The sequence below is a fragment of the Pseudomonas sp. IT-P294 genome (genome assembly GCF_949767865.1).
In the GTDB taxonomy this organism is placed as follows: domain Bacteria; phylum Pseudomonadota; class Gammaproteobacteria; order Pseudomonadales; family Pseudomonadaceae; genus Aquipseudomonas.
This window is the reverse complement of the sequence record NZ_CATKQW010000056.1, coordinates 199,926-226,720: the sequence shown is the minus strand read 5'-3', so window position 1 is coordinate 226,720 and position 26,795 is coordinate 199,926. Positions and strand designations below refer to the sequence as shown.

Sequence of the window (26,795 nt, the reverse complement as noted above, 5' to 3'; positions counted from 1 at the left end):
CCCCCTTGATACTGTTCAGCTTAGTTGCTGTTTGCATCCCTGCTGCTTATAGAGACACTTTGCAAAGCTTTTCGTGCCTGCTGCTTGCGCAAGAGCTGCCAGTGGGAGAGGACGGTTTTCGGTGCCCAGATCTGCGGTTCAGAGGCTTCGAAGTTGTCAGCCAGTTCGCGCTCGGCCACCGTGGCCTTGGCCAGTTTGAAGGCTTGCTCGAGGTCGTCGGTCTGGTTCAACGCCTGGGCGAACAGCGCGTCGCCGAAGTAGGTGAAGTTGGCTTCTTCCGAGCAGCCGAAGGACACGCGGTCGGCCCGCGAGGCGGTCATGATCAGCGTACGTTCGTCCTTGAGGGCAGGGAGGAAGCCGCCGGAGTAGCAGGCCGAGATGACGATGATCTTGTCGCGATTCTTCAGGGGGGCAAGCACCGCGGCCAGTTCGTCGGCCGGCAAATCGGCCAGCTCCATACGCGGCTGGTCGAGTACCAGCTCATGTTCGCTGGTGCCGTGGCTGGTCAGGTAGATGAAGATCAAATCTTCCGGACCGCTGCGTTCGGCGAGGGTCAGTGCCGCGCGCCGCAGGTTTTCCCGGGTGGCCATCGGCCGGTCTACAAGGTGATCGCGATGGTTGACCAGGCGGATCTGGCCGAAAGCGCCGAAGCGGCTGTTTAGCATGTTGCTGACGTAATCGGACTCGCGCAGGAAAACGCTCTGCTTGCCGTCACCGCCCACGGTCAAGGTGTACAGCTCGACGGCTGGCGTGGAAGCCGGCACTTTGGTCAGTGCATCGTCGAGCAAGCGGCCCTGGGCCAGCAAGCCGAGCTCCAGGCTGTCGGGCAACAATTTGCCATCGGCATCGCGCACACGTTGACCATTGGCCCACGTACCGCTTTGTACCGTGCCATCTGTCAGCACCAGCGTGCCGCGACCCGAATAGGCATCTGTATCGAACTGGCCGATGTAGAAGCTGCCGTCGGGGAGGTTCAAACGGCCCTCGCCGCTGAAGCGCCAGTCGCTGAACTGGCCGACGTAATGACTGGCATCGGCGCCGATCAGCTCGCCCTTGCCGTTCAGCGAGCCTTCCTTGAACTGACCCAGCCAGACATCGCCGTCGGCATTTTCGTAGCGGCCCTTGCCGTTCAGTTGATTGTTCTTGAAACCGCCGACGTAGATGTCACCGTCAGCGCTATTGAAGGTGCCGTTGCCTTCCAGTTGCCCGTTGACGAAGTGTCCGGTGAACTGATTACCGCTGGCATCGCCACGCTGGCCTTCACCGTTGGGTTTGCCGTTGGCGAATTGGCCCTGGTAGGAGCTGCCGTCTTCGAGTTCGAGACGACCGAGCCCTGAATACTGATCGGCCTTGAATTCACCGCGATAGGTCATGCCGTTTTCTTTGAGCGTGCCTTCACCGTCGCGGCGCCCGAGTTTGAATCCCCCGGAGTAACTGCTGCCGTTGGTGGTCAGCGTGCCTTGGCCGTCGAATAGCCCCTGGTTGAATTGCCCGCGATAAACCTCGCCGTTGCTGCCATGCCATTCGCCTTGGCCATGCCATTGGCCTTTGTCGAATTCGCCTGCATACCAGCTGCCGTTCGGGTAGTCGACGCGGCCCTGGCCTTGCAGCAAGCCATTGACCAGATCGCCGCGATAGCGCCCACCGTCCGGCAAGCGGGCATCAGGGGGCAACAGCGATTCGCCATCTCCGCAAGCGGTAAGCAACAGGGTCAAAGCAAGGAGGGCGAGTGAGCGCATAGCGGGATCCGGGCAATTAGGCGACCGAGTATGCCGCAGCTATGTGTCGTATATATAGAGACGCGGCGCGAAACAGCGTTAGCTGTTTCGCAATCAGGCATGTATCAGACGAAACAGAGGGACAGCGGCTCGGCAATATACGCCGGTTTGTCCGACCCTTCGATCTCAAGCGTGGCGGTGGCTTTGAGCAGCCATTGGCCGGGTTTTTTCTCGGTGACCTCGTTCATGTCGACTTTGAGCCGAACCCTGGAGTTGACCTTCACCGGCTGGATGAAACGTACGCTGTCCAGGCCATAGTTGACCACCATCTTGACCCCTTCAGGCAGGACCAGGATGTCTTCCATCAGTTTCGGAATCAGCGACAGCGACAGGAATCCGTGGGCGATCGTGCTGCCAAATGGCGTTTGCGCGGCTTTGACCGGGTCGACGTGGATGAACTGATAATCGCCTGTGGCTTCTGCGAACAGGTTGATGCGCTCCTGATCGATGGTGAGCCATTCGGAACGTCCAAGTTCCTTGCCGACATAATCTTTGAGCTCTGCAACGGGAACATAGGGCATTGAGACTCTCCTTGTGTTTCATCGGTTTTTTAGTTTTTCGGGTGGGGGGATTTGACCTCCCTGCGAACCACTTTAGATCAACATGGCAATTTGCTCCGGTCAACTGACCATGCTTTTGGCGAATGCCGATCCATAGCGTTGACGTGCTTATAATGCCCGGCCCCTTTTTTGTGGGGAAAGCGTGTGGAGATGCGGGATGTTGTTACGTGGCCTGACCTGGCTGGTGTTGTTCCAATTGATGGGGACAGCCCTCAATCATTTGTTTTTACCGGTGCTGCCCGGGCCGATTATCGGCCTGCTGCTGTTGCTGGTGTACCTGATTTCACGCGGGCAAGTCGGTGAGCCTTTGAACCTGGCAGCCAGCAGTCTGCTGCGCTATTTGCCGTTGCTGCTGGTGCCACCCGCCGTGGGCGTCATGGTGTACGCCAAGGACATCGCCGCGGACTTCTGGGCCATCGTCGGCGCACTGGTGTTGTCGCTGGTGCTGTCCATGGCGTTTGCCGGGGTGCTGATGCAGCGCATGGTCAAGCGTCATGCCCATCGTGGAGATAATTCATGATCCTCGACTGGCACGGTGCCCTGGACTCGGTGATTCATCATCCGTTGTTCGGCATTGGTATTACATTGGGCGCTTATCAGGTGGTGCTGGCGGCGTTCGAGAAAACCCGCTGGATTTTTCTGCAGCCGGTGCTGGTGTCCATGCTGTTGGTGATTGGCGTGCTGACGGTGTCTGGCATCACCTTCGTTGAGTACCGCAAGAGCACCGAGATCCTCAGCATCCTGCTCGGGCCGGCGACGGTGGCGCTCGCGGTGCCGCTTTACCTTAATCTGCGGCGGATTCGGCAGTTGTTCTGGCCGATATTTACTACGCTGGTGATAGGCGGCGTGGTCGCCACGGGCATGGGAGTGTTGCTGGGCTGGTGGTTTGGCGCCGAACACATGATCCTCATGACCATGGCGCCCAAGTCAGTGACCTCGCCCATTGCGATGCTGGTGGCCGAGCAGATTGGTGGCGTCGCGGCGTTGGCGGCGGTGTTCGTGTTGATCACCGGCGTGATCGGTGCGATCTTCGGCCCGAGCCTGTTGACCCGGCTCGGTGTGCTCAGCCCTGAGGCGCGCGGCATGGCACTGGGCATGACCGCCCACGCCGTCGGCACGTCGGTGGCTTTGCAGGAAAGTGAAGAATGCGGCGCCTTCGCGGCGCTGGCGATGAGTCTGATGGGCGTGGCCACGGCGGTGTTCCTGCCGTTGGCGGTGTCGATGGTGGTGTAAGGAATTGTCTATGAGCTTGCCGCTTTTTCCGCTGAACACGGTGTTGTTTCCTGGTTGCATCCTCGACTTGCAGATCTTCGAGGCGCGCTACCTGGACATGATTAGTCGCTGCATGAAACAGGGCAGTGGCTTCGGTGTGGTGTGCATCCTCGACGGCGAAGAAGTCGGCATTGCGCCGGCGGGTTACGCGTTGGTGGGATGCGAAGCGTTGATCACCGATTTCAAGCAACAGGACAATGGCCTGCTGGGCATCCGGGTGCAAGGCGGACGGCGTTTTCACGTGTTGCGCTCCGAGGTGCAGCGCGATCATTTGACCGTCGCTGACGTCGAGTGGCTGGAAGATGAACCCGAGCAACCGTTGCAGGACGAAGATGCCGACCTGGTGGCGCTACTCAAGGCGCTCGCCGAACACCCAATGGTCGAGGCGCTGAACATGGGGACTGAAGCGACCGGACAACAGTCGTTGGCCAATCAACTGGCGTATCTGCTGCCGTTCGCCGAAGTGGACAAGATCGACCTGCTGCAACTCGATGACCCACAGCAGCGACTGGATGCGATCCAGGCGCTGCTCGATGAGTTGCAGGGTGAGTTGTTCGCCTGATCAGTAGGCATACCGCAACATCGCAGTCGGCAAATGCCGCAACGCAAAGAACCCGAACAGTGCCACCATTGGAGGCAATACAAGCCACCAGACTTTGGATGGCATCGGGTTGAGCGGCGTCTGGCGCTGGCTCAGCCACAGACTCGCCGCGCATACGCACGCCGCCAGCATTGCGCCGGCCAGCACATCCGTTGGCCAATGCGCCCCCAGATACACTCGGGAAAGGGAAATCGCCAGCGCCGGCAAGCAGCCGAGCAGCAACCACGTCAGGCGCATGCGCGGCGGTTGGCCGCGACCGGCCAGCACGGCGAGGGTCAGGAACAAGGCGAATGACCCCGAGGCGTGACCGCTGGGCATGCTGTAGCTGGTGAGCGGATCGCTTAGCACTTCCGGGCGGATGCGGGCGAAAAACTGTTTGGTGAACGTATTGCCCAGGGCGGTGAAGAGCAGGGTGCCGCCAGCGAAGATTGCCTGGCGCCATTGCCGTGTGAGCAGCAGCAAACCGGTCAGCAGGGCGCTGAACACCAGCATGTTGCGGAACTCGCCGATCAGCGTGAAGGTGACTGCCACTTCATCGAGCATCGGGCTTCGGTGTTCCTGCACCAGGGTCATCACGCCTTGATCGAGCGCAGTAAGGTGCGGGTAGCCGATGAACAGTCCCAGCAGAATCAGAAAGCTCATGCCGCTAATCAGCAGCGTTGCCTTGCGATGGCGACGCATGCTGCTGGTAATGCTCAAGCCCACCATGACGGCGATGCTGCCCGCGACGATCCCGGCCTCGGGCCAGAATCCGTCCGGCAATGGCAGGCGGATGGCCGCGCCCGTGGCCCAGCCGGGCAGCAGGTAGGCAACGCTCCAGCCCGCGGCGGCCAGCAGACTGACGGCGGCGAAGCGCGGGAAGGGCATGTCGAACATCCCGGCGACCATTGGCAGCATCGGCCGTAGCGGTCCGATGAAGCGGCCGACCAGCAGACTGGCAATACCGTAGCGCTGGAAATACGACTCGGCGCCGGCGATCCATTCCGGGTGATGACGCAACCCTGGCAGGCGCCGGATGTTCTGGTGGAAATGTCGACCGATGAAGTACGAGACGACATCGCCCAGCACCCCGGCGACGAACCCGAGCAATAGCGTTTCGCTCAATGACAGTGCTCCGCTGCCGGCTAGTACCGCTACGGCAAACAGCAAGACCGTGCCAGGCACGATCAACCCGGCAATCGCCAGGCACTCCACAAAGGCCACTATGAACACTGCCGCGGCCAGCCATTGCGGGTTAGCCGCCAACCAACCGGTCACGCTATCGAGCCATGGGCCCATAAAAACAACTCCATTGAATGTTCAGTTGGCCCCGAAAAGGACGAATCTTCAAAATGTCACGAATCCCTGTGGGAGCGGGCTTGCCGCGATGGAGTCAGGACGGTCGATATCAATATCGACCCATGCGACCCCATCGCGGGCAGGCCCGCTCCCACAGGGATTCCGGTTTACCTAGGGGCCGGGCCCGTTAAGTCAGAAAAAAATAATCGCGACCTTCAACCTGTCCCCGTCGCAGCGGGTTGCGCGTGCAATACGGCGCGTAAGCCGCATCGATGAAGCGATACATCAAATGCTCATCGCGTCCTTGGGGGATGCCCAGGCGCGTGGTCTGGATGATGTGAGCCGGTGCCGGGCCGACATTTTCCACCAGCAGCACTTCATGATCGAAGCGTTTGGCGTCCCAGACCGGCACCTTCAGGCCTAGCGATTTGCAAAGCAATGTCTGTCCGGCGCACAGCTTTTGCGAGGGGCGAGGCCTTCCTTGTGCATCAGGATTGTTCAGCAGCATCTGCGCCAGACTCGCCGGCCCGCTCAATTCATCGACCCATGGATAGGCGGATTTGATCAATACCGCGTTGCCGGGACCTTTGGCGCTGAAGTTCAGGGAGTCGCCACCACGGGCGTAATACATATAGATGTGGCCGCCATCCAGAAACAAAGCCTTACGCTTTTCTGTGTAGCCAAGGGACGCGTGGCTGCCTTTTTCTTCGCAGTAATAGGCTTCGGTCTCGATGATGCGAGCACTGAGCCACAGGTCGCCGACCCGGTGGCGGATGATTTTGCCCAGTAAATCCCGGGCCAGCGTTTGGGCGTCTCTGTCGAAAAAGGCGTCCGGGAGCCCTGTGGGAAGGGGCGCGACGGACGTGCTAACAGTCAGGTTTGACATAATGAACGGCATTATTCAGGGCTGATTGAGCGGCGATGATAACAATTTGCGGCTTAATCACGGCTGAACGTCGGCAAATTGCCCTCCATTTCGACCATCCGCCCGTCACCGCTGTTAGTCGAGGGACGCGACAGCTATAATCTGCCGCTTTACTCTTTACCAAGACCTTAGCAAAGACCACTCCAGACCATGACTGAGTCCGTTCTTGACTACATGACCCGCCTGGGTCGCGCTGCCCGCGAGGCCTCTCGCGTCATTGGCTGTGCCAGCACTGCGCAAAAGAACCGCGCGCTGCAGGCAGCTGCCAATGCGCTGGATGCTGCACGCGCCGAGCTGACGGCTGCCAATGAGCTGGATTTGGCCGCTGGTCGTGCCAGTGGTCTTGAGCCGGCATTGCTTGAGCGTCTGGCGCTGACCCCGGAGCGCATCGACGGCATGATCGTCGGCTTGCGTCAGGTGGCGGCATTGCCGGACCCGGTCGGTGCGATCCGCGACATGAGCTTCCGTCCGTCGGGCATTCAGGTCGGCAAGATGCGCGTGCCGTTGGGCGTGATCGGGATCATCTATGAATCCCGGCCGAATGTGACGATCGACGCTGCCAGCCTGTGCCTGAAGTCCGGTAACGCAACCATTCTGCGCGGCGGTTCCGAGGCCATTCATTCCAACCGTGCCATCGCCGCCTGCATCCAGCGTGGCCTGGCCGAGGCCGAGCTTCCGGCCGCCGTGGTGCAAGTGGTCGAAACCACTGATCGCGCCGCCGTTGGCGCGCTGATCACCATGCCCGAATACGTCGACGTGATCGTGCCCCGTGGTGGCCGAGGCCTGATCGAGCGGGTCAGTCGCGATGCCCGCGTGCCGGTGATCAAGCACCTGGACGGCATTTGCCATGTGTATGTCAGTGCCCACGCCGATCTGCCCAAAGCCCAACGCATCGCCTTCAACGCCAAGACTTACCGTTATGGCATCTGCGGCGCGATGGAAACGCTGCTGGTGGATCAGGCCGTTGCCAAGGATTTCCTGCCGTCGATGGCTGCACAGTTCCGCGAAAAAGGCGTTGAGCTGCGCGGTTGCGAACGCACGCGAGCGATCATCGACGCAGCGGTGGCCACTGAAGAAGACTGGACCACCGAATACCTGGCGCCGATTCTGTCGATCCGCGTGGTCGACGGACTGGACCAGGCCATCGAGCACATTAACAAGTACGGCTCCCATCACACCGACTCTATCGTCAGCGAAAACCTCGCAGACACCCGGCGTTTTGTGGCGCAAGTCGATTCCTCGTCGGTGATGATCAATACGCCGACCTGTTTCGCCGATGGCTTTGAATACGGATTGGGTGCCGAGATTGGCATTTCTACTGATAAGCTGCACGCCCGCGGCCCGGTGGGCCTCGAGGGGCTGACCTGCGAGAAGTACATCGTGGTCGGTGATGGTCAGTTACGCGGTCAGGCGTCGGTCTGAGTTGGCCGACCTTGACCCGACAGCCCAAGTGACCGCCGGCGAGCCACAACCTCGCCGCATTGGCGTACTGGGCGGGACTTTCGACCCGGTGCACATCGGCCATTTGCGCGGTGCGCTGGAAGTCGCCGAATCGCTGGCGCTGGATGAATTACGCCTGACGCCGAGTGCCAGGCCGCCTCACCGCGGTACGCCACAGGTGTCGGCGCAGGACCGGCTGGCAATGGTCGAGTGCGCGGTGGCCGGTGTGGCGCCGTTGGTGGTGGACGCGCGGGAGTTACAGCGCGACAAACCGTCCTACACTATCGATACCCTGGAACTGATGCGTGCCGAAATGGCCGCCTCTGACCAGGTTTTTCTACTTTTGGGCTGGGACGCATTTTGCGGCCTGCCCACTTGGCATCGCTGGGAAGAGTTGCTCCAGCATTGCCACATCCTGGTGCTGCAACGCCCGGATGCCGACAGCGAACCGCCGGATGCCTTGCGCAATCTGTTGGCGGCACGCTCGGTGAGCGACCCGCTGGCCCTCAAAGGGCCGAGCGGACAGATTGCATTCGTCTGGCAGACACCGCTCGCGGTATCCGCCACCCAGATCCGTCAACTGCTGGCCAGCGGTAAGTCGGTACGTTTCCTGGTGCCCGACGCGGTCCTGGCCTACATCGATGCGCACGGTCTCTACCGTGCGTCGAACTGAAAAGAGGCATGCTTCCAGGCACGCAATGACGTGCAGTGAAGCGCCCGAACATACGAGCAAAACGAGTTTTATATGACTGACAAAGACGTAACTAAAGTAAAGCGCAAAGGCACATTCAAGAGCGCTCCGCTGCCAGTAGAGGCTCCAACCGGGCCGGAGCTGCGCGGTGAAGAACTGGTCAAGGTTGCCGTGGCTGCCCTGGAAGACGTCAAGGCCCAGGACATCCAGGTCATCGACGTTCGTGAAAAGCAGAGCATCACTGACTTCATGATCATCGCTACCGGTACCTCCAACCGCCAGATCGGCGCGATGCTGGACAAGGTTCGCGAAGCCGTCAAAGCCCAAGGCGTCAAGCCGCTGGGTGAAGAAGGCAAGGGCGACAGCGACTGGGTCCTGCTGGATATGGACGATGTCATCGTGCACATGATGACCGCTTCGGCCCGTCAGTTTTACGACCTGGAGCGCCTGTGGTCCGGTGCTGAACAGAGCCGCGCTCTGAACGCTGCTCACCACAGCCCGGAAAACACCCATGAGCACTTCATCAAGCTCAACAAAGACCAGCAATAAGGGATCGCTGTGCGACTGCGACTGATCGCCGTCGGTTCCCGCATGCCCAAATGGGTGGAAGAAGGCTGGCATGAGTATGCCAAGCGCCTTCCGTCCGAGCTGGCGCTGGAACTGGTGGAAATACCGCTCAATACCCGTGGCAAGAACGCCGACGTGGCGCGCTTTATCCGTCAGGAAGGCGAAGCCATGCTGGCCAAGGTCGGGCCGAACGAGCGCGTTGTGACCCTCGAAGTCCACGGCAAGCCCTGGAGCACCGAGCAACTGGCGGTCGAACTCGATCGCTGGCGGCTGGATTCGCGCACGGTCAACTTCATGGTCGGCGGCCCCGAAGGGCTGGCGCCGGAAGTCTGTGCGCGAGCTGATCAGCGCTGGTCGTTATCGCCGTTGACGTTGCCGCACCCGCTGGTGCGGATTCTGATCGGCGAACAGCTGTATCGTGCCTGGACAGTGCTGTCCGGCCACCCTTACCACAAGTAGTTCTGCCCTCATGTCCCAGCCGATCCGCATCAAGGACCACGAAAAAGACGCCCGTCTGGTGCGTGGCCGCGTCGTGTTCGGGGCAATTGCGGTGGTGACGCTGATCTGTGTGCTGATCGCGCGACTGTATTTCCTCCAGGTAATTCAGTACGAATACCACTCGACTCTGTCGGAAAACAACCGTGTCCATGTGCAGCCGATTCCGCCGACGCGCGGGCTGATTTTCGACCGCAATGGTGTAGTGGTGGCCGACAACCGGCCCAGCTTCAGCCTGAGCATGACCCGCGAGCGTTCCGGCGACTGGCAGCAAGTGCTCGATGTGATTGTCGAAGTGCTGGAACTGACGCCCGAGGACCGGGTGATCTTCGAGAAGCGCATGCGTCAGGGGCGTCGGCCGTTCGAGCCAGTGCCGATCCTGTTCGAGCTGACCGAAGAGCAGATCGCCCGGATTGCGGTCAATCAGTTCCGTCTGCCTGGCGTGGAAGTGGTTGCGCAACTGGTTCGGCACTATCCGCAGGGCGCGCACTTTGCGCACTCGGTGGGGTACATGGGCCGGATCAACGAGAAAGAGCTGAAGTCGCTCGATCCGGTGAGTTACAGCGGCACCCATCAAATTGGTAAAACCGGCATCGAGCGCTTCTACGAGCCCGAGCTGCACGGTCAGGTGGGTTACGAAGAAGTCGAAACCAACGCTCGGGGCCGCGTATTGCGCGTGCTCAAGCGTACCGATCCGATTCCCGGCAAGGACATTGTCCTGAGCCTGGACATCAAATTGCAGGAAGCCGCCGAAGCCGCGCTCGGCGGGCGCCGTGGCGCTGTCGTTGCGCTGGACCCGAAAACCGGCGAAGTGTTGGCGATGGTCAGCCAGCCGAGCTTCGATCCGAACCTGTTTGTTACCGGCATCAGCTTCAAAGCCTATTCCGAGCTGCGCGATTCCATCGACCGCCCGCTATTCAACCGCGTGTTGCGTGGTCTGTACCCGCCGGGTTCGACCATCAAGCCAGCGGTGGCCATCGCCGGTCTGGATTCGGGTGTGGTGACGGCATCGACCCGGGTTTTCGATCCCGGTTACTACATGCTGCCCAACTACGATCACAAATACCGCAACTGGAACCGTACCGGTGACGGCTACGTCGACCTGGACACGGCCATCATGCGTTCCAACGACACCTACTTCTATGACCTGGCCCACAAGCTGGGGATCGATCGATTGTCGGCGTACCTGGGTAAGTTCGGTATCGGCCAGAAGGTGTCTTTGGACATGTTCGAAGAATCGCCGGGGTTGATGCCGTCTCGCGAGTGGAAACGCGCGACCCGCCGTCAAGCCTGGTTCCCGGGCGAAACGCTGATTCTGGGGATTGGTCAGGGCTACATGCAGTCGACGCCGCTGCAACTGGCCCAGGCGACGGCGCTGGTCGCCAACAAAGGTGTCTGGAACCGTCCGCACCTGGCCAAGACCGTCGAAGGCGTGAAGCCCAAGGATGAAAATCCGATGCCGGACATCATTTTGCGTGACCCGTCCGACTGGACCAAGGTCAACCACGGCATGCAGCAAGTGATGCATGGCGCCCGGGGGACCGCGCGCAAGGCATCGATCGGCGCGCAATACCGCATCGCCGGTAAAAGTGGTACGGCCCAGGTGGTCGCGATCAAGCAGGGTGAGAAGTACGACCGTTCCAAGGTTCAGGAGCGCCACCGCGACCACGCCTTGTTCGTCGGTTTCGCGCCAGCCGACAACCCGCAAATCGTGGTGTCAGTGATGGTCGAGAACGGCGAGTCCGGTTCCGGCGTCGCGGCACCTGTGGTGCGTCAAGTCATGGACGCCTGGCTCCTGGACCAGGACGGCCGACTGAAAGCCGAATACGCCAGCCCTATCAGTGCGGAGGCTACAGCCAGTGATGAATAATTTTGATCGCATGCTCTCCAGTGAGGATGTGATGCGTCGCCGTGCCACGCTGTTGCAGCGTCTGCACATCGATGGCCCGTTGTTGATTCTGCTGCTGACCCTCGCGGCCGGCAGCCTGTTCGTGCTGTATTCGGCCAGTGGCAAGAGCTGGGATTTGCTGGCCAAGCAAGCCACCTCGTTCGGCATCGGGCTGGTGTCGATGATCGTTATCGCTCAGTTCGAACCGCGTTTCATGGCTCGCTGGGTGCCGATCGGCTATGTACTCGGCGTGCTGTTGCTGGTGGTGGTGGATGTCATGGGCCACAACGCCATGGGCGCCACGCGCTGGATCAACATCCCGGGGGTGATCCGCTTTCAGCCTTCGGAATTCATGAAGATCCTGATGCCGGCAACCATCGCCTGGTACCTGTCCAAGCGCACGCTGCCGCCGCAGCTCAAGCATGTTGCCGTCAGTCTGTTTCTGATCGGCCTGCCCTTTATTCTCATCGTGCGTCAGCCCGACCTCGGCACCTCGCTGCTGATCCTGGCCGGCGGCGCTTTCGTCCTGTTCATGGGTGGTTTGCGCTGGCGCTGGATCCTCAGCGTGATTGCCGCTGCGGTGCCGGTAGCCGTGGCGATGTGGTTTTTCATCATGCACGACTACCAGAAGCAGCGAATCCTGACGTTCCTCGACCCGGAAAGTGATCCGTTGGGCACTGGCTGGAACATCATTCAGTCCAAGGCCGCCATCGGCTCCGGCGGTGTATTCGGCAAGGGCTGGCTGCTCGGCACCCAGTCGCACCTGGACTTCCTGCCTGAAAGCCACACCGACTTCATTATTGCGGTGTTGGGCGAAGAGTTCGGCCTGGTGGGCATTTGCGCACTGCTGCTGATTTATCTCTTGTTGATCGGTCGTGGGCTGGTCATTACCGCCCAGGCCCAGACATTGTTCGGCAAATTGCTCGCGGGCAGCTTGACCATGACGTTTTTTGTTTACGTTTTCGTCAACATCGGTATGGTCAGTGGCCTGTTACCGGTTGTGGGGGTTCCGTTGCCGTTCATTAGCTACGGGGGAACTTCGCTGGTGACGCTACTGTCAGCGTTTGGGGTTTTGATGTCGATCCATACCCATCGTAAGTGGATCGCACAGGTTTGAATAAGGTGAAGATTTCAATGCAAGTAGTGCATGGCTGGGCGACTCGATACGCGCCGTGGGTCGGCCTGGTAAGCATCCTTGGCACGGCGCAGGACGCGCTGGCCGGCGATTACGAAGGCTCACCCCAGGTGGCCGAATTCGTCGGTGAAATGACCCGCGACTACGGTTTTGCCGGTGAACAGCTGATGGGCGTGTTCCGCGAAGCCGAGCGCAAGCAGTCGATTCTTGATGCGATCTCGAAACCCGCCGAACGCGTCAAGCAGTGGAACGAATACCGCCCGATGTTCATCACCGACGCGCGCATCGCCCGTGGCGTGGACTTCTGGCGTCAACATGAGGCCGTATTGGCGCGTGCCGAGAAGGAATACGGTGTGCCGGCCCAGGTCATCGTTTCGATTATTGGCGTTGAGACCTTTTTCGGTCGCAATACCGGAAATTTCCGGGTGATCGATGCCTTGTCGACCCTGGGTTTCGACTATCCTCCTCGTGCCGAATTCTTCCGCAAGGAATTGCGTGAGTTCCTGTTGCTGGCCCGGGAAGAACAGGTCGATCCATTGACCCTCAAAGGCTCCTACGCCGGGGCAATGGGCTTGCCGCAGTTCATGCCGAGCAGCTTCCGCGCTTATGCAGTGGACTTCGACGGTGATGGGCACATTAATATCTGGACCAATCCGGACGATGCCATCGGCAGCGTCGCCAGTTACTTCAAGCTTCACGGGTGGGTCGCCGGCGAACCGGTGGTCAGTCGCGCCGATGTTCGTGGCGAGCAGGTCGACGAAGGTTTGACGACGGGCATCGAGCCGACTAAAACGGTCGGGGAGTTGCGAGCCTTGGGCTGGTCGAGTCATGATGCGCTGCGTGATGATATGCCGGTTACGGCTTTCCGTCTGGAAGGCGATAATGGCGCCGAATACTGGATGGGCCTGAAGAATTTTTACGCAATCACGCGTTATAACCGCAGCGTGATGTACGCCATGGCTGTACATCAACTGTCTGAACAGCTTGTCCAAGCACGGGGCGTCAAGTAATGCGGGCATTGCCTATGAATAAACCCCTGAAGCTGATGGCATTCGCTGCATTGGCGGTGCTGCTCGCCAGTTGTTCGACCAGTCGCGCGCCGACGCAAAAGTCTTCGACCGCCGTCCGCGCCATGCCGGGCCTGGACATCAACCGGGCTCACAAGGATGGCGCGCCGTGGTGGGACGTCGACGTGTCGCGCATCCCGGATGCCACACCGACCCTGCACTCCGGTCCTTACAAGGCCAACCCGTATACGGTGCTGGGCAAGACCTACTTCCCGCTTCAAGACTCCAAGACCTATGTCGCCTCGGGCACGGCGTCGTGGTACGGCACCAAGTTTCACGGCCAGAACACCGCCAACGGCGAGGTGTATGACCTGTACGGCATGAGCGCCGCGCACAAGACTTTGCCACTGCCGAGTTACGTTCGGGTGACCAACCTGGACAACAACAAGAGCGTGATCCTGCGGGTCAATGACCGTGGGCCGTTCTACTCCGACCGGATCATCGACTTGTCCTACGCTGCCGCCAAGAAGCTTGGTTATGCCGAAATAGGTACGGCGCGGGTCAAGGTTGAGGGCATCGATCCGCAACAGTGGTGGGCACAGAAGGGCCGTCCGGCGCCTTTGATGCTCAACGAGCCCCAAGTAGCGCAAAATGCCGCGCCGACGATTACCGCATCGGCCGGTACCGTCGAGCAATGGACGCCACCGCCGCAGCAACACGCTGCGGCTGTTGTGCCCGTTCAGCTTGATGCAAAAAAAAACGCTTCTGTACCAGCCTCTGGCCAGTATCTGCAGGTGGGCGCGTTCGCCAACCCGGACGCTGCAGAACTCCTGAGATCGAAGCTAAGCGGGATGGTGAGCGCTCCGGTGTTCATCAGCTCGATCGTGCGCAATCAACAGACGTTGCATCGGGTGCGTCTGGGGCCGATCGGTTCGCCGGGTGAAATCCAGCAGGTGCAGAATAGTGTGCGTCTGGCCAATCTCGGTTCGCCGAGCCTGGTCACCGCCGAGTAAGACGTAGTACTTGATTGATGGTTCGCTTGCGGTTTGGGGGGCGAACCGGGTTGTTGGCTCGTGAAGAACAAAAGCCCGGCAAGGGTTACTGAGTTGAGCAACTGAACACGCGATGGCCCGTTAGAAGGTCATCTGATTAGTTTTGCCTTTGGGCAGTTTCCATTAGCGATTTCGAGAGACGGATGAACATCACCACCTTTGCCAAACGCCTGTTCCTGCTAGTCCCGCTACTCCTCTCGCCCGCCGCTTTCGCGGTCGAGATGATGCCATCACCACCACAATTGGCTGCTAAAGCCTATGTGCTCATGGATGCCAGCAGCGGCAACGTGCTGGTCGAGAACAATGGTGATCAGCGTCTGCCTCCGGCCAGCCTGACCAAGCTGATGACCGCGTACATCGCGACGCTGGAAATCCGTCGTGGCCAGATCGGCGAAAACGATCCGGTGACTGTCAGCGAAAACGCCTGGCGTACCGGCGGTTCCCGGATGTTCATCAAGGTCGGCTCGCAGGTTACTGTCAGCGACCTGCTGCACGGCATCATCATTCAGTCGGGTAACGACGCCAGCGTTGCGCTTTCCGAGCACATCGCCGGCAGCGAAGACGCCTTCGCTGACCTGATGAACAAAACCGTGGCCGACCTGGGCATGACCAACACCCACTTCATGAACCCGACCGGTCTGCCGAACCCTGAGCACTACTCGTCGGCTCACGACATGGCTGTGCTGGCTCGCGCGATCATCCACGAAGACCCGGCTCACTATGCGATCTACTCGCAGAAAGAGTTCTTCTGGAACGGCATCAAGCAACCTAACCGCAACCTGCTGCTGTGGCGCGACAAGACGGTCGACGGTCTGAAAACCGGTCACACCGACGAAGCGGGCTATTGCATGGTGTCTTCGGCTGTACGTGACGGCATGCGCCTGATTGCCGTGGTGTTCGGCACCAACAGCGAAGTGGCTCGCGCCTCCGAAACCCAGAAGTTGCTGACCTACGGTTTCCGTTTCTTCGAAACCCAGACCTTCTATCAGAAAGGCGCCGAGCTGGCTCAGGCACCTGTCTGGAAGGGCAGCACCAATCAAGTCAAGGCCGGCCTGGCTGAAGACCTGACCATGACCCTGCCAAAAGGCCAGCTGAAAAAGCTCGCCGCCAGCATGACCATGAACCCGCAACTGGTTGCGCCAATCGCCAAGGGCGACGTGATCGGTAAAGTCGAAGTGAAACTGGACGACAAGGTGGTGCACAGCGCCGACCTGATCGCCCTGGACGCTGTCGAGGAGGGTGGTATCTTCCGTCGCATGTGGGATAGCATCCGTCTATTCTTCTACGGCTTGTTCAACTGATAGTGTGCACCTGCAAAGCCCCTCGCCGATCCGGCCTGGGGCTTTGCCTGTCGCCACGGCTTACGCTTACGAGGCCGTTACGCCATGACCGATACCGAAGTAAAGGCGCCTAAGATCGAATTTCCCAATGTTGATTACCCGGTTAAGGTGATCAGCGATACGGGTGTAGGCAACAAAGACAAGATCATCGAGATCGTCAAGAAACACGCGACGGTCAACGATGAACGCGTTGATGAGCGCCAAAGCACCAACGGCAAGTACACCACGATTCAGTTGCACATCGTCGCCACCGATCAGGACCAGCTGTACAACATCAACAGCGAACTGCGGGCGACCGGCTTCGTGCACATGGTGTTGTGATGCCCGGCACGCTGGGCTTTCGCGAGCTGGGTCAGATGGCTTACGAGCCGGTCTGGCATGCCATGCAGCGCTTCACCAACGAACGCGGCAGCAATGCCGCGGACGAGATCTGGCTGGTTGAACACCCTGCGGTGTTCACCCAAGGCCAGGCTGGCAAAGCCGAGCACTTGTTGCTGCCAGGGGATATCCCGGTGGTGCAGGTTGATCGCGGTGGTCAGGTGACTTATCACGGTCCCGGCCAATTGGTGGCCTACCTGTTGCTCGACGTTCGCAAGCTGGGTTTCGGCGTGCGTGACCTGGTCACCCGCATGGAGCACTGCCTGATCGAGTTGCTGGCCAGCTATGGCGTGACCGCCAACGCCAAGCCAGACGCGCCGGGTGTCTACGTCGAGGGAGCGAAAATCGCCTCCCTGGGCCTGCGGATCCGCCACGGTTGCTCCTTTCATGGCCTGGCCCTGAACGTGGATATGGACCTGGAACCGTTTCGACGGATTAATCCCTGCGGTTACGCCGGGCTGGCAATGACCCAGCTAAGCGATCACGCAGGATCGATTGAATTTGCCGAGGTAAGTGCCCGGCTGCGCGCGCAGCTCGTCAAACACCTCGACTATGCTGAGCAGACGACCCTAACGGGCGGAATCGACTGATATGACTACTGATGCAGTGCAAACCATGATCCCGACGCTTGATGTCACCGAGCGTCCGGCCCCGCGTGCCAAGGTTGAAGCCGGCGTCAAGCTGCGCGGCGCCGAGAAGGTTGCACGTATCCCGGTGAAGATCATTCCGACCACCGAACTGCCGAAGAAACCTGACTGGATTCGCGTGCGGATTCCGATTTCCCCGGAAGTCGACCGCATCAAGGCGCTGCTGCGCAAACACAAGCTGCACAGCGTGTGCGAAGAGGCTTCCTGCCCGAACCTGGGTGAGTGCTTCTCCGGTGGCACCGCGACCTTCATGATCATGGGCGACATCTGCACACGTCGCTGCCCGTTCTGCGACGTTGGCCACGGTCGTCCGAAGCCACTGGACGTCAACGAGCCCGAAAGCCTGGCCATCGCCATCGCCGACCTCAAGCTCAAATACGTGGTGATTACCTCGGTTGACCGCGACGACCTGCGCGACGGCGGTGCCCAGCACTTTGCCGACTGCATCCGCGAGATCCGCAAGCTGTCGCCGAATGTGCAGCTCGAGACCCTGGTCCCGGACTACCGTGGCCGTATGGACGTCGCGCTGGAAATCACCGCTGCCGAGCCGCCGGATGTGTTCAACCACAACCTGGAAACCGTGCCTCGCCTGTACAAAGCGGCGCGTCCGGGTTCGGACTACCAGTGGTCGCTGACCCTGCTGCAACGCTTCAAGCAGATGATGCCGCACATTCCGACCAAATCCGGCCTGATGCTGGGCCTGGGCGAAACCGACGAAGAAGTCATCGAAGTCATGAAGCGCATGCGCGAGCACGACATCGACATGCTGACTCTGGGCCAGTACCTGCAACCGTCCCGCAGCCACTTGCCGGTCCAGCGTTTCGTGCACCCGGATACCTTCGCCTGGTTCGCCGAGGAAGGTTACAAAATGGGCTTCAAGAACGTCGCTTCCGGTCCGCTGGTACGTTCTTCGTACCACGCTGACGAACAGGCGAAGCTGGTCAAGGCCGAGCTGATGTCGTCCTGATCCACGGCGAGTAAGCAAAAGCGCCTGCAAGGTTTCTGACCTTGCGGGCGTTTTTTTGCCATGTTCACGGCAACTTGACCTCTTCTGTTTGTCCCCGTTCCTGACTACTGTGTGCTGAAGCTTTTTGCGCAGGGAGATTCATGGATGACTGTTCGACCGACTCACACGCTTTACCCTCACAAACCCGTCCCGGCGTTGCCCTCGCAAGGGCTGATCGGTGTGATTGCGCCTGCCGGTCCCGCGGGACTGGACACCGATAAAGCCATCGCCTGGATGCGCGCTCGCGGTTACGCACTGCGGGTGTTTCCCGGTGTGTACGAGCAGGATGGCTACCTGGCCGGAAGCGACGACGTACGGCTCAATGATTTGCACGCGGCGTTCGCTGACACCGAGGTCGACGCCATCATTTGCCTGCGCGGTGGGTACGGTACGCCGCGCTTGCTCGATCGTATCGATTTCGAGTTGCTGCAAAACAACGCGAAACCATTCATCGGCTACAGCGACATCACTGCGCTGCATGTCGCGATCAGCCGTTACGCCGGTTTCGTCACCTTTCACGGGCCGCTGCTCAATGCTGACTTGTTGGGAGAAAAGCAAAAACCGACCGAGTCTTCGTTTTTCAACATGCTCAGAGGGCAGGTGAAGGCTGGCAGTGTGCTGTCGCATCCGTCGGCTTACCCGCTGACCACAATCGAGCCGGGCATTGCTCACGGGCGTTTGCTGGGGGGCAATCTGTCGATGCTTGCCGCGACTATGGGCACGCCATTCGAGATAGAGGCCGAGGGCGTCATTCTGTTCATTGAGGACGTCAACGAGCCGCTGTATCGCATCGACCGTCTGCTGACCCATCTGCGCCTGGCGGGCACCTTGGGCAAGTTGCGCGGCGTTCTGGTGGGGGATGTGGCGGGGGTTGATACGGCGGCGCTGGAGCGTTTGCTCAAGCAGACCTTCGAACCGTTGCGGATTCCGGTGCTGTCCGGGTGGCGCAGCGGGCATTGCGATCCGAACCTGACGTTGCCGATGGGGGCACTGGTTCGATTGGACGCGGGGAAGAAGGAATTGGTGCTGGAGCAGGATGTGGTGGTCAAGCTGTAGGCATTTGTCGCCTGACAGTCAGTCTTCGCGAGCAAGCCCGCTCCCACAGTTGACCTAGTCCTTCCATAGGAATGCGGTCGAATGTGGGAGCGGGCTTGCTCGCGAAGGCGGCATCAGCCATTCGGCCGACTATCGGTTACGCAGTCCTTCCAGCAATTTGTGCGTCGGATACCCATCCGCTGGCCAGCCAAATGACTGCTGTGCGCTGCGGATCGCTTTGCGGGTGTTGGCACCAATGATGCCATCCGGCGTGCCTGCATCGTAGTTCTGCGCGCTCAACAAGCTTTGCAGTTCGATCCGTTCGGTACGGCTCAGCGGCAAATCATCTTTTGGCCAAGTGCCGCTGATCAAACCTCCACCAGTGAAGCGCTCGGATAACAGGCTCACGGCCAACGCATAGGACGAGGAGTTGTTGTACTTGAGGATTGCGCGGAAGTTGTCGAGCACCAGGAACGCCGGACCACGATAGCCGGCCGGCAACAGCAGGGCGGCTGACAGGTGTTCCGAGCCCGCCGGAACGGCACCATTGGGTAGCGAGACGCCCAGTTGCAGCCATTCGGCAACGCTCTTACGCAGGATGCCATCGGCCAGTACATAGTTGAAGCTGCCTGGCAGCTGCACTTCAAAACCCCACGGCTGGCCTTTCTGCCACCCGGAGCTTTGCAGGTAATGCGCGGTCGAGGCCAATGCATCGGCGGGGCTGCCCCAGATGTCGCGGCGACCGTCGCCATCGAAATCCACGGCGTGGGTGTTGTAGGTGGTCGGGATGAACTGGGTCTGGCCCATGGCGCCGGCCCAGGAGCCGAGCATTTTCTCCGGCGTGATGTCGCCCTGTTGCAGGATCTGCAAGGCGGCGATCAATTGCGCCTGAGCAAAGCCTGGGCGCCGGCCTTCATAGGCCAGGGTTGCCAGGGAATTGATCACCGACTTGGTGCCCTGGAACTGTCCGAAATTGCTCTCCATGCCCCATACAGACACCAGCGCCTGGCGGTCGACGCCATAGCGCTGTTCGATGCTTTGCAGAATGTCGGCGTATTGGTTGACCAGGGACTGACCTTTGCGCACCCGAAGCGGCGACAGGGCGCCATCAAGGTATTCCCACACGGGGCGTGCGAATTCCGGTTGGCTGCGGTCGGCGCGGATCACGCTCTCGTCGAAGCTGACATTGGCGAAGGCGCGGTCGAATATGTCGGCGCGAATCCCGGCGGCCAGGGCCTCTTTGCGAAAACCCGCCTGCCATTCAGCGAAGGTCTGGGTGGGCTGGATGTCGAGGTTTTCATCGGCCGGCACCACGGGCGGAATGACCGCAGGGGCTGTCGCGACGGGAAGGGTCTGAAGCGGTTGAGCGTCCGCGGCGGTCGGTTTTTCCGCGCAGGCGACAAGTAGAATGAGGCTGGAGGCAGCGATCAGTTGGCGTAGAGGCCAGCGACGGGAAAGACGAAGGGGCATGCACAGTTCCAGGGAATACGAATCAGGTGAAGACCTTAACATGTTGAGCGGTCGCTTGCCTTTCAGGCCGCCAGAAAGTAAGAAGCCTCCCAGCTATTAGACTGGAAGGCTTCGCGGCGGTAGCTGCCTTTGCCCTTGCCGGCTCGTTCCTGACGGCTGCGGAACAGTGGCTGGGCGATGATGGATTTGGCCTTGTTGGGGCCACTTTTAGATGGCTTTTTACTCATGATGAGTTCTCTCGATTGAGTGGATTTGCGGGGGGAATAATCTGCTGAAGTTGCGGGGCTGTCTAGAGGGGGAAATCAGATTTGATTTGTAGGAAGCAGGATCAAAAGATCTACGATTTTTTGATCCTACTCAGCAGGCAGCGACAATCTTTGCCCGGCCATCAACAACGATAACCGACTCAAACTCATCCACGGCGACCCGGCAGCCTGGCCTTTGATCTGCGCGTCGATGCGCTGCGCTTCCAGCAATAGTTGCGCCCAGCGTTGCGCCGAGTAGCGTTGCAGGGCTTTGCTCATCAACGGTTTGCGTTTGTCCCAGATCGGCGGTCGCGCCTGGCTGAAGGCCTTGTCCAGCGGCACGCCCTGGCTGTATTGCAACGACAGGTTGGCCAACAGGCGAAGCTCGCGGGCCAGCGCCCAGAGAATCACCGGCGGCTCCACGCCTTCACCGCGCAACCCTTCGAGCATGCGCAGCGCATGGGCGGCTTCGCCATTGAGAATCGCGTCGGTCAGGCCGAAGACATCGAAACGGGCACTGTCGGCCACCGCGGCTTGCACGGTTTCGACGGTGATCTGCCCACCTTCGGCCATCAATTTGAGCTTTTCGATTTCCTGGGCGGCGGCCAGCAAGTTGCCTTCGACCCGCGCGGCGATCAATTCGACCGCGTCCTGGCTGGCCGAAAGCCCTGCCTGGGACAGCCGTTGACGGATCCAGCTCGGCAACTGGTTGGCATCCACCGGCCAGATCTGCACGAACTGCGTCTGCTGACCTTCGACCAGCGCTTTGCCCCACTTGGTTTTTTGCGCGCTGCCATCCAGCTTGGGCAGGCTGATCAGCAGCACAGTGTCTTCGGCCGGGCGCGCGCAGTACTCGATAAACGCGGCGGCACCTTTGTCACCGGGTTTGCCGGATGGCAAGCGCAGTTCCAACAGACGCTTTTCGGCAAACAGCGACATGCTTGCACCGGCCTGCAGCAGCGTACCCCAGTCGAAACTGGCGTCGGCGGAGAAGACCTGGCGTTCATCGAAGCCTTGCTGGCGAGCGGCGGCGCGGATGGCGTCGGCGGCTTCCTGGCACAAAAGCGGGTCATCGCCGCTGATGATATAGACGGGTGCAAGGGGACCTTGCAGGTGTTTAGCGAGTTGGGCGGGGGCAAGTTTCATAAGAAAGGGCGAACGGGGCGCCTGAGCGCCCCGTAAGTCTTATTGCTGCGGAATTTCGACGGGCGACTGACGCGGGGTTTCCGCTTCAGCCTTCTGTGCGGCTTCCAGTGCCTGAGCTTCGGCCTTGGCCCTGGCGTCCGCAGTCTGTTGCATCCGCTCCAGTTGGGTTGGAGTCAGCTGTGACAGGCGCAGCACCATGCGTTGAACCAGTTCGCGACGAGTTTCTGCGCGGGCAGCGCCGGCTTCCTGATCGGAACCCACCAGGTTGTTGCCGTCGTGGATAAAGATCTTCTGCACTTCAAGTTTGTCGCTCATCAACGGCAGGTCGTGTGCACCACGGATGTCGTAGTTCAGCACGGTATTCACTTGATACTCGCCAGTACGACCGGCACCGGCGTAGCTGAGGATGCGCTGGCTTTCCTGCTCATCGGTCAGCACCAGTTTGTACGGTGCACCTGTGTAGACCTTGACGCCGCTGCTTTGCAGGACTTGACGCAGTTGCGTTACGGTTTCGCCGTAAGCGTTGCGTGCGCTCAGGTCGAGTTCCTTGATCGCCAGTTCGGTGGTGCCAGTGCCGCGCAGCTGGAAACCGCAGGCGCTCAACAGGACTGCGAGGCCCATCACCAGCAAATTGCGTTTGATCATCTTGTTGCTCCCCTTGAAACCAGGTAGGCCGATCATGCGGCCCGAAAGGTTTTACGCGGCGCCAGGCTGACCTGGCGCCTGATCCAATTTAGCTGGCGACGATATTGACCAGTTTCCCGGGCACTACGATCACTTTACGAATAGTCAGGCCGTCGACGAAGCGCAACACGTTCTCGTTGACACGGGCAGCGGCTTCGACTTCTTCGCGCGATGCGGTGGCCGGCATTTCAATCTGGCCACGCAACTTGCCGTTGACCTGGATAACCAGCGTCAGGCTGTCTTGCACCAGCGCGGTTTCGTCCACCGCCGGCCAGCCAGCATCGATAACAGGGCCGGCGTGACCCAGTTGATGCCACAGCTCGTGGCTGATGTGCGGGGTGATCGGAGCCAGCAGCAGGGTCACGGCTTCCAGACCTTCGTGAACCAGTGCGCGATCCTGTTCGGTGCCTTGCGCGGCTTTTTCCAGCACGTTCATCAGCGTCATCACCTGGGCGATGGCGGTGTTGAATTTGTGGTTCTGGCCGACGTCGTGGCTGGCTTGCTTGATTGCCAGGTGGATCGAACGGCGAACGGCTTTCTGCTCGTCGTTCAGGCCGGCGACGTCCAGTTTGCCCGGCAGGCCCTGCGTAACGTGTGCTTGCGCCAGGCGCCAGACGCGCTTGAGGAAACGGTGCGAACCTTCTACGCCGGAATCGGACCATTCCGCGCTCATGTCGGGCGGCGAGGCGAACATCATGAACAGGCGGCAGGTGTCTGCGCCAAACTGGTCAATCATCGACTGTGGATCGACGCCGTTGTTCTTCGACTTGGCCATCTTCTCGGTACCGCCGATTTCCACCGGCAGGCCGTCTGCGATCAGCTTGGCGCTGATAACCTTGGCCTTGCTGTCGCGTTCAAGTTCGACGTCCGCCGGGTTGAACCAGGTGTAGGCACCATTGGCTTCGCGACGATAATAAGTCTCGGCGATCACCATGCCTTGGGTCAGCAGGTTCTTGAACGGCTCGTTGGAACTCACCAGGCCTTCGTCACGCATCAGCTTGTGGAAGAAGCGCGCGTAGAGCAGGTGAAGAATGGCGTGTTCGATACCGCCGATGTACTGATCCACCGGCAACCAATGGTCGGCCGCCGATTTTTCCACCAGGCCGCCTTCATAGTGTGGCGAGGCGTAACGGGCGTAATACCACGAGGACTCGACGAAGGTGTCCATGGTGTCGGTTTCACGCTTGGCCGGTGCGCCGCATTTCGGGCAAGCGCATTCGTAAAACTCAGGCATGCGCGCCAGTGGCGAACCGGCGCCATCCGGCACCACGTCTTCCGGCAGCACGACGGGCAATTGATCTTCCGGGACCGGCACATCACCGCAGGTGGTGCAGTGGATGATCGGGATCGGGCAGCCCCAGTAGCGCTGACGGCTGATGCCCCAGTCGCGCAGGCGGAACTGGGTGCGCGAGGCACCGAGGCTTTTCTTGATCAGTGCCACTTCCATGGCGTCGAACGCGCCGGCGAAGTCGAGGCCGTCGAACTCGCCGGAGTTGATCAGCGTGCCGTGTTCGCCGTAGGCGTCCTGCCATGGAGCCGGGTTGGTATCACCTGCGCTGGTGCGCACCACGGATTTGATCGGCAGGTTGTACTTGGTGGCGAATTCGAAATCACGTTCGTCATGAGCCGGTACAGCCATGACTGCGCCGTCGCCGTAGTGCATCAGCACGTAGTTGGCGACCCACACCGGGAGCTTCTCACCGGTCAGTGGGTGCTCGACGAACAGCGAGGTCGGCAGGCCTTTTTTCTCTTGGGTGGCGACGTCGGCTTCAGCGACGCTGCCGCCCTTGCATTCAGCGATGAACGCTTGCAGCTCAGGGTTGTTTTGCGCGGCCAGGGCGGCCAAGTGGTGTTCGGCGGCCACGGCAACGTAGGTCGCGCCCATCAGGGTGTCCGGACGGGTGGTGAAGACTTTCAGCGCGCCGGTTTCGCCGATGGAATCGACGTCGTACGGAAACTGCACTTCCATGCCGCGGGATTTACCGATCCAGTTGCGCTGCATGGTCTTGACCTGTTCAGGCCAGCCAGTCAGTTCGTCGAGGCTCTCCAGCAACTCATCCGCGTAGGCGGTGATCTTGAAGTAGTACATCGGGATTTCGCGTTTTTCGATCAGCGCGCCGGAACGCCAGCCGCGACCGTCGATCACCTGTTCGTTGGCCAGGACGGTCTGGTCGACCGGGTCCCAGTTCACGGTGCCGCTTTTTTTGTAGATCACGCCTTTTTCGAACAGGCGAGTGAACAGCCATTGTTCCCAGCGGTAGTAATCAGGTTTGCAGGTGGTCACCTCGCGTGACCAGTCCACCGCCAGGCCCAGGCTGCGCAGCTGGGTTTTCATGTAGGCGATGTTTTCGTAGGTCCACTTGGCGGGCGCCACGTTGTTCTTCATTGCGGCGTTTTCCGCCGGCATGCCGAAGGCGTCCCAACCCATCGGTTGCAGAACGTTTTTGCCTTGCATGCGCTGGTAGCGGGAGATCACGTCGCCGATGGTGTAGTTGCGCACGTGCCCCATGTGTAGCTTGCCGCTGGGGTAAGGGAACATCGACAGGCAGTAGAAAGTCTCCTTGCCTGGCTGTTCACTGACTTCAAAGGACTTTTGCTCGTCCCAGAACGACTGGGCGGCGGCTTCGATTTCACGGGGCTGATATTGTTCGTGCATGGCTACTTTTGAACTGAATAGGGGTGGCCTAATCCTCTTCAATGCAACGCTGGACGGTGACGACGCCAAATCGGCGTTTCGGTGCCCAGGCGAGCTGGAAGTGGAGTTACAGGAAGCGCCGTAGCATACATGACCGCGCTCTACCGAGGGAAACCCTGATTGCACGCAGGCGTTGCCCGATTTGCCCTGCGAGGGCCGTTGGTCGCGGCACTCAGCCGGTTTGTTCATGGAAGCTAAGCTCTAAATGGGGAGTGAGTCTTATCTTCAATGAGGTGAGGGATGGTTGAGTCACAGCAAAAAGTCACGAAGCCGGAGCTGTACGAAAGACTGATTGATCGTCTTGGCATGGCGCTGGACGCTGCAAAAACCGCTGGTCGGCTACGCGATGAGCGTCCCCTTGAGCTGGAACTGCGTGGATTGAGTCCCGCAGAGTTTGCATTGGTCAAAGCCTATCTGGATCGCAGTGAACGTGAGACGCACGGATGCCTGTCAGCAGCAGTGAAGCAACTTGATGCACCGCGTTCGGCCAAAATCGTCTGGCTTAAGGACAAAGCAACTGGCAGTGGCGCGGAAAAGGTCCGGTCGCTGCAATTCAAATAACGGCTCCAAGTCATAAAACATGGTTTGTTGAAGCATAATCCTTCCGCATTTGTTGTCGCATTGCGTCAACCCACTTAGGCTTCGAGCATCTTATGGAGATGCTCGATGCCTTTTCGCTATTTCGTCAAACAACTTCTATTACCGCCCGGCATTCTGTTGCTGTTGCTGGTTCTTGCGTGGTGGCTGCGCCGCTCAAGGCCACGCCTTGCGGCGGTGTGTTTTGTCTTGGGGGCGGGCGGTTTCTGGCTGATGAGTCTGCCGGTGGTCGTGCAGTGGGGAGCGAAGGCCTTGGAGAGTCAGCCGCCGTTGGCGCGTGACGAATGGTCAACCCTGGGCCAGCGCGCCGATGCAATTGTGCTGCTGGGGTCCGGGCGTGAGCGCGGCGATATCGCCTGGGGCGCCGATCAGCCGACGGGGATCGGTCTGGAGCGTGAACGTTATGCCGCACGTTTGGCGAAGGCGTCCGGGTTACCGGTTCTTACCAGCGGCGGGTTGCATTACGGCACGCCGCCCACCGAAGCAAAACTGATGGCGGACTCATTGCTCGATGATTTCGGCGTGACCGTGCGTTGGCAGGAAGGGCGCAGCCGCACGACGTGGGAGAACGCGCAGTTCAGCGCTCAGGTGCTGTTGCCGGAGGGGATCAAGCGGGTGGTGGTGGTCACGCAGGCCTGGCACATGCCGCGATCGGTCTGGAGTTTTCGGCAGGCCGGATTTGAAGTCGTGCCTGCGCCGGTGGGGTTTTTAGGCGTGGACAATGCCCGGCCGCTGGGCGGCTGGATGCCGGAATTCAAATCGATCTGGCAGAGCGGGCAGTTGTTGAATGAGGCGGTAGGACAGCTCGGGTATTCGCTTTTCTATCGCTGATCGTTCCCACGAGCGTGGGAACGATCAAGCTC

At 60.1% G+C, this 26,795-nt stretch carries 27 protein-coding genes; 18 read left to right on the top strand and 9 right to left on the bottom strand.

Going from position 1 to position 26,795, the window contains the following annotated elements:
• Positions 1–20 precede the first annotated feature (20 nt).
• Positions 21–1,739 carry a C13 family peptidase gene (locus ACM6I0_RS27120; protein WP_285432452.1) on the bottom strand — a complete coding sequence of 573 codons (1,719 nt, stop codon included), beginning with the start codon at positions 1,737–1,739 and terminating at the stop codon, positions 21–23.
• Positions 1,740–1,843: 104 nt separating this feature from the next.
• Positions 1,844–2,299: a MaoC family dehydratase gene (locus ACM6I0_RS27115; RefSeq protein WP_208671299.1), complete on the bottom strand. Its 456-nt coding sequence runs from the start codon at positions 2,297–2,299 to the stop codon at positions 1,844–1,846.
• Positions 2,300–2,495: 196 nt separating this feature from the next.
• Here ACM6I0_RS27115 and ACM6I0_RS27110 point away from each other — a divergent pair, with 196 nt between their 5' ends.
• Genes ACM6I0_RS27110 through ACM6I0_RS27100 form a run of 3 tightly spaced genes read left to right on the top strand, consistent with a single transcriptional unit; the run spans position 2,496 to position 4,172 of the window.
• Positions 2,496–2,858 (top strand): CidA/LrgA family protein, encoded by a 363-nt coding sequence (locus ACM6I0_RS27110; protein ID WP_285432454.1) that lies wholly within the window; start codon positions 2,496–2,498, stop codon positions 2,856–2,858.
• The gene (locus ACM6I0_RS27105) at positions 2,855–3,571 is read left to right on the top strand and encodes an LrgB family protein (RefSeq protein WP_285432455.1); all 717 of its coding nucleotides are present in this window, start codon (positions 2,855–2,857) and stop codon (positions 3,569–3,571) included. Before ACM6I0_RS27110 ends, ACM6I0_RS27105 begins: the two co-directional genes overlap by 4 nt.
• A 10-nt stretch (positions 3,572–3,581) precedes the next feature.
• Positions 3,582–4,172, top strand: coding sequence for an LON peptidase substrate-binding domain-containing protein (locus ACM6I0_RS27100; protein ID WP_090179434.1), 591 nt, complete (start codon positions 3,582–3,584; stop codon positions 4,170–4,172).
• Here the strand turns inward: ACM6I0_RS27100 and ACM6I0_RS27095 are convergent, their stop codons facing one another.
• Together ACM6I0_RS27095 and ACM6I0_RS27090 are read right to left on the bottom strand one after the other, a co-directional pair.
• Positions 4,173–5,489, bottom strand: a complete 1,317-nt coding sequence (locus ACM6I0_RS27095; RefSeq protein ID WP_414923702.1) for a bifunctional DedA family/phosphatase PAP2 family protein — start codon at positions 5,487–5,489, stop codon at positions 4,173–4,175.
• 187 nt (positions 5,490–5,676) lie between these two features.
• Complete coding sequence (locus ACM6I0_RS27090; protein ID WP_414923701.1) at positions 5,677–6,375, bottom strand: DNA-3-methyladenine glycosylase; 699 nt, start codon at positions 6,373–6,375, stop codon at positions 5,677–5,679.
• Between the two features lie 189 nt (positions 6,376–6,564).
• Here ACM6I0_RS27090 and ACM6I0_RS27085 point away from each other — a divergent pair, with 189 nt between their 5' ends.
• The 13 genes from ACM6I0_RS27085 (at position 6,565) to ACM6I0_RS27025 (ending at position 19,116) form a co-directional block, all read left to right on the top strand.
• Entirely contained in the window at positions 6,565–7,836 is a 1,272-nt protein-coding gene (locus tag ACM6I0_RS27085; protein ID WP_414923700.1) for a glutamate-5-semialdehyde dehydrogenase, read from the top strand.
• Position 7,837: 1 nt separating this feature from the next.
• On the top strand, positions 7,838–8,527 hold the full coding sequence (nadD, locus tag ACM6I0_RS27080) for a nicotinate-nucleotide adenylyltransferase (RefSeq protein WP_285432461.1): 690 nt from the start codon (positions 7,838–7,840) through the stop codon (positions 8,525–8,527).
• Positions 8,528–8,599: 72 nt separating this feature from the next.
• Positions 8,600–9,094: a ribosome silencing factor gene (rsfS, locus tag ACM6I0_RS27075; RefSeq protein ID WP_090179458.1), complete on the top strand. Its 495-nt coding sequence runs from the start codon at positions 8,600–8,602 to the stop codon at positions 9,092–9,094.
• 9 nt (positions 9,095–9,103) lie between these two features.
• Positions 9,104–9,571 (top strand): 23S rRNA (pseudouridine(1915)-N(3))-methyltransferase RlmH, encoded by a 468-nt coding sequence (gene rlmH, locus ACM6I0_RS27070; RefSeq protein ID WP_007937439.1) that lies wholly within the window; start codon positions 9,104–9,106, stop codon positions 9,569–9,571.
• A 10-nt stretch (positions 9,572–9,581) separates the two neighbouring features.
• Positions 9,582–11,477 (top strand): penicillin-binding protein 2, encoded by a 1,896-nt coding sequence (gene mrdA, locus ACM6I0_RS27065; protein ID WP_208671306.1) that lies wholly within the window; start codon positions 9,582–9,584, stop codon positions 11,475–11,477.
• A 31-nt stretch (positions 11,478–11,508) separates the two neighbouring features.
• Positions 11,509–12,612 carry a rod shape-determining protein RodA gene (gene rodA, locus ACM6I0_RS27060; protein ID WP_222590297.1) on the top strand — a complete coding sequence of 368 codons (1,104 nt, stop codon included), beginning with the start codon at positions 11,509–11,511 and terminating at the stop codon, positions 12,610–12,612.
• 17 nt (positions 12,613–12,629) lie between these two features.
• Positions 12,630–13,640: a lytic murein transglycosylase B gene (gene mltB / locus ACM6I0_RS27055; RefSeq protein ID WP_285432465.1), complete on the top strand. Its 1,011-nt coding sequence runs from the start codon at positions 12,630–12,632 to the stop codon at positions 13,638–13,640.
• Positions 13,640–14,650: a septal ring lytic transglycosylase RlpA family protein gene (locus tag ACM6I0_RS27050; RefSeq protein WP_222588605.1), complete on the top strand. Its 1,011-nt coding sequence runs from the start codon at positions 13,640–13,642 to the stop codon at positions 14,648–14,650. Before mltB ends, ACM6I0_RS27050 begins: the two co-directional genes overlap by 1 nt.
• Before the next feature lie 182 nt (positions 14,651–14,832).
• The gene (locus ACM6I0_RS27045) at positions 14,833–15,990 is read left to right on the top strand and encodes a D-alanyl-D-alanine carboxypeptidase family protein (RefSeq protein ID WP_090179469.1); all 1,158 of its coding nucleotides are present in this window, start codon (positions 14,833–14,835) and stop codon (positions 15,988–15,990) included.
• Positions 15,991–16,074: 84 nt separating this feature from the next.
• Complete coding sequence (locus ACM6I0_RS27040) at positions 16,075–16,350, top strand: DUF493 domain-containing protein (protein ID WP_285432467.1); 276 nt, start codon at positions 16,075–16,077, stop codon at positions 16,348–16,350.
• Positions 16,350–16,997 (top strand): lipoyl(octanoyl) transferase LipB, encoded by a 648-nt coding sequence (gene lipB, locus ACM6I0_RS27035; protein ID WP_285432468.1) that lies wholly within the window; start codon positions 16,350–16,352, stop codon positions 16,995–16,997. The genes ACM6I0_RS27040 and lipB overlap by 1 nt, the downstream gene beginning before the upstream one ends.
• A 1-nt stretch (position 16,998) precedes the next feature.
• A complete protein-coding gene (gene lipA / locus ACM6I0_RS27030; RefSeq protein ID WP_090179476.1) occupies positions 16,999–18,021 on the top strand; it encodes a lipoyl synthase in 1,023 nt (340 codons plus the stop codon).
• Between the two features lie 144 nt (positions 18,022–18,165).
• Positions 18,166–19,116, top strand: coding sequence for a S66 peptidase family protein (locus ACM6I0_RS27025; RefSeq protein ID WP_285432469.1), 951 nt, complete (start codon positions 18,166–18,168; stop codon positions 19,114–19,116).
• A 129-nt stretch (positions 19,117–19,245) separates the two neighbouring features.
• Here the strand turns inward: ACM6I0_RS27025 and ACM6I0_RS27020 are convergent, their stop codons facing one another.
• The 5 genes from ACM6I0_RS27020 to leuS all read right to left on the bottom strand — a co-directional run bounded on the left by ACM6I0_RS27020 (position 19,246) and on the right by leuS (position 25,296).
• Positions 19,246–20,565, bottom strand: a complete 1,320-nt coding sequence (locus ACM6I0_RS27020; RefSeq protein WP_414923699.1) for a lytic murein transglycosylase — start codon at positions 20,563–20,565, stop codon at positions 19,246–19,248.
• Between the two features lie 62 nt (positions 20,566–20,627).
• The gene (gene arfA / locus ACM6I0_RS27015; protein WP_090179482.1) at positions 20,628–20,792 is read right to left on the bottom strand and encodes an alternative ribosome rescue factor ArfA; all 165 of its coding nucleotides are present in this window, start codon (positions 20,790–20,792) and stop codon (positions 20,628–20,630) included.
• A gap of 126 nt (positions 20,793–20,918) precedes the next feature.
• Positions 20,919–21,956: a DNA polymerase III subunit delta gene (gene holA / locus ACM6I0_RS27010; protein ID WP_414923698.1), complete on the bottom strand. Its 1,038-nt coding sequence runs from the start codon at positions 21,954–21,956 to the stop codon at positions 20,919–20,921.
• A 39-nt stretch (positions 21,957–21,995) separates the two neighbouring features.
• Complete coding sequence (lptE, locus tag ACM6I0_RS27005) at positions 21,996–22,601, bottom strand: LPS assembly lipoprotein LptE (RefSeq protein ID WP_285432472.1); 606 nt, start codon at positions 22,599–22,601, stop codon at positions 21,996–21,998.
• A gap of 88 nt (positions 22,602–22,689) precedes the next feature.
• A complete protein-coding gene (gene leuS / locus ACM6I0_RS27000) occupies positions 22,690–25,296 on the bottom strand; it encodes a leucine--tRNA ligase (RefSeq protein ID WP_414923697.1) in 2,607 nt (868 codons plus the stop codon).
• A 279-nt stretch (positions 25,297–25,575) separates the two neighbouring features.
• Between leuS and ACM6I0_RS26995 the strand changes: the two genes are divergently transcribed.
• Together ACM6I0_RS26995 and ACM6I0_RS26990 are read left to right on the top strand one after the other, a co-directional pair.
• Positions 25,576–25,896 carry a hypothetical protein gene (locus tag ACM6I0_RS26995; RefSeq protein WP_285432474.1) on the top strand — a complete coding sequence of 107 codons (321 nt, stop codon included), beginning with the start codon at positions 25,576–25,578 and terminating at the stop codon, positions 25,894–25,896.
• A gap of 105 nt (positions 25,897–26,001) precedes the next feature.
• On the top strand, positions 26,002–26,763 hold the full coding sequence (locus tag ACM6I0_RS26990) for a YdcF family protein (protein WP_285432475.1): 762 nt from the start codon (positions 26,002–26,004) through the stop codon (positions 26,761–26,763).
• The last annotated feature ends 32 nt before the right edge of the window (positions 26,764–26,795 follow it).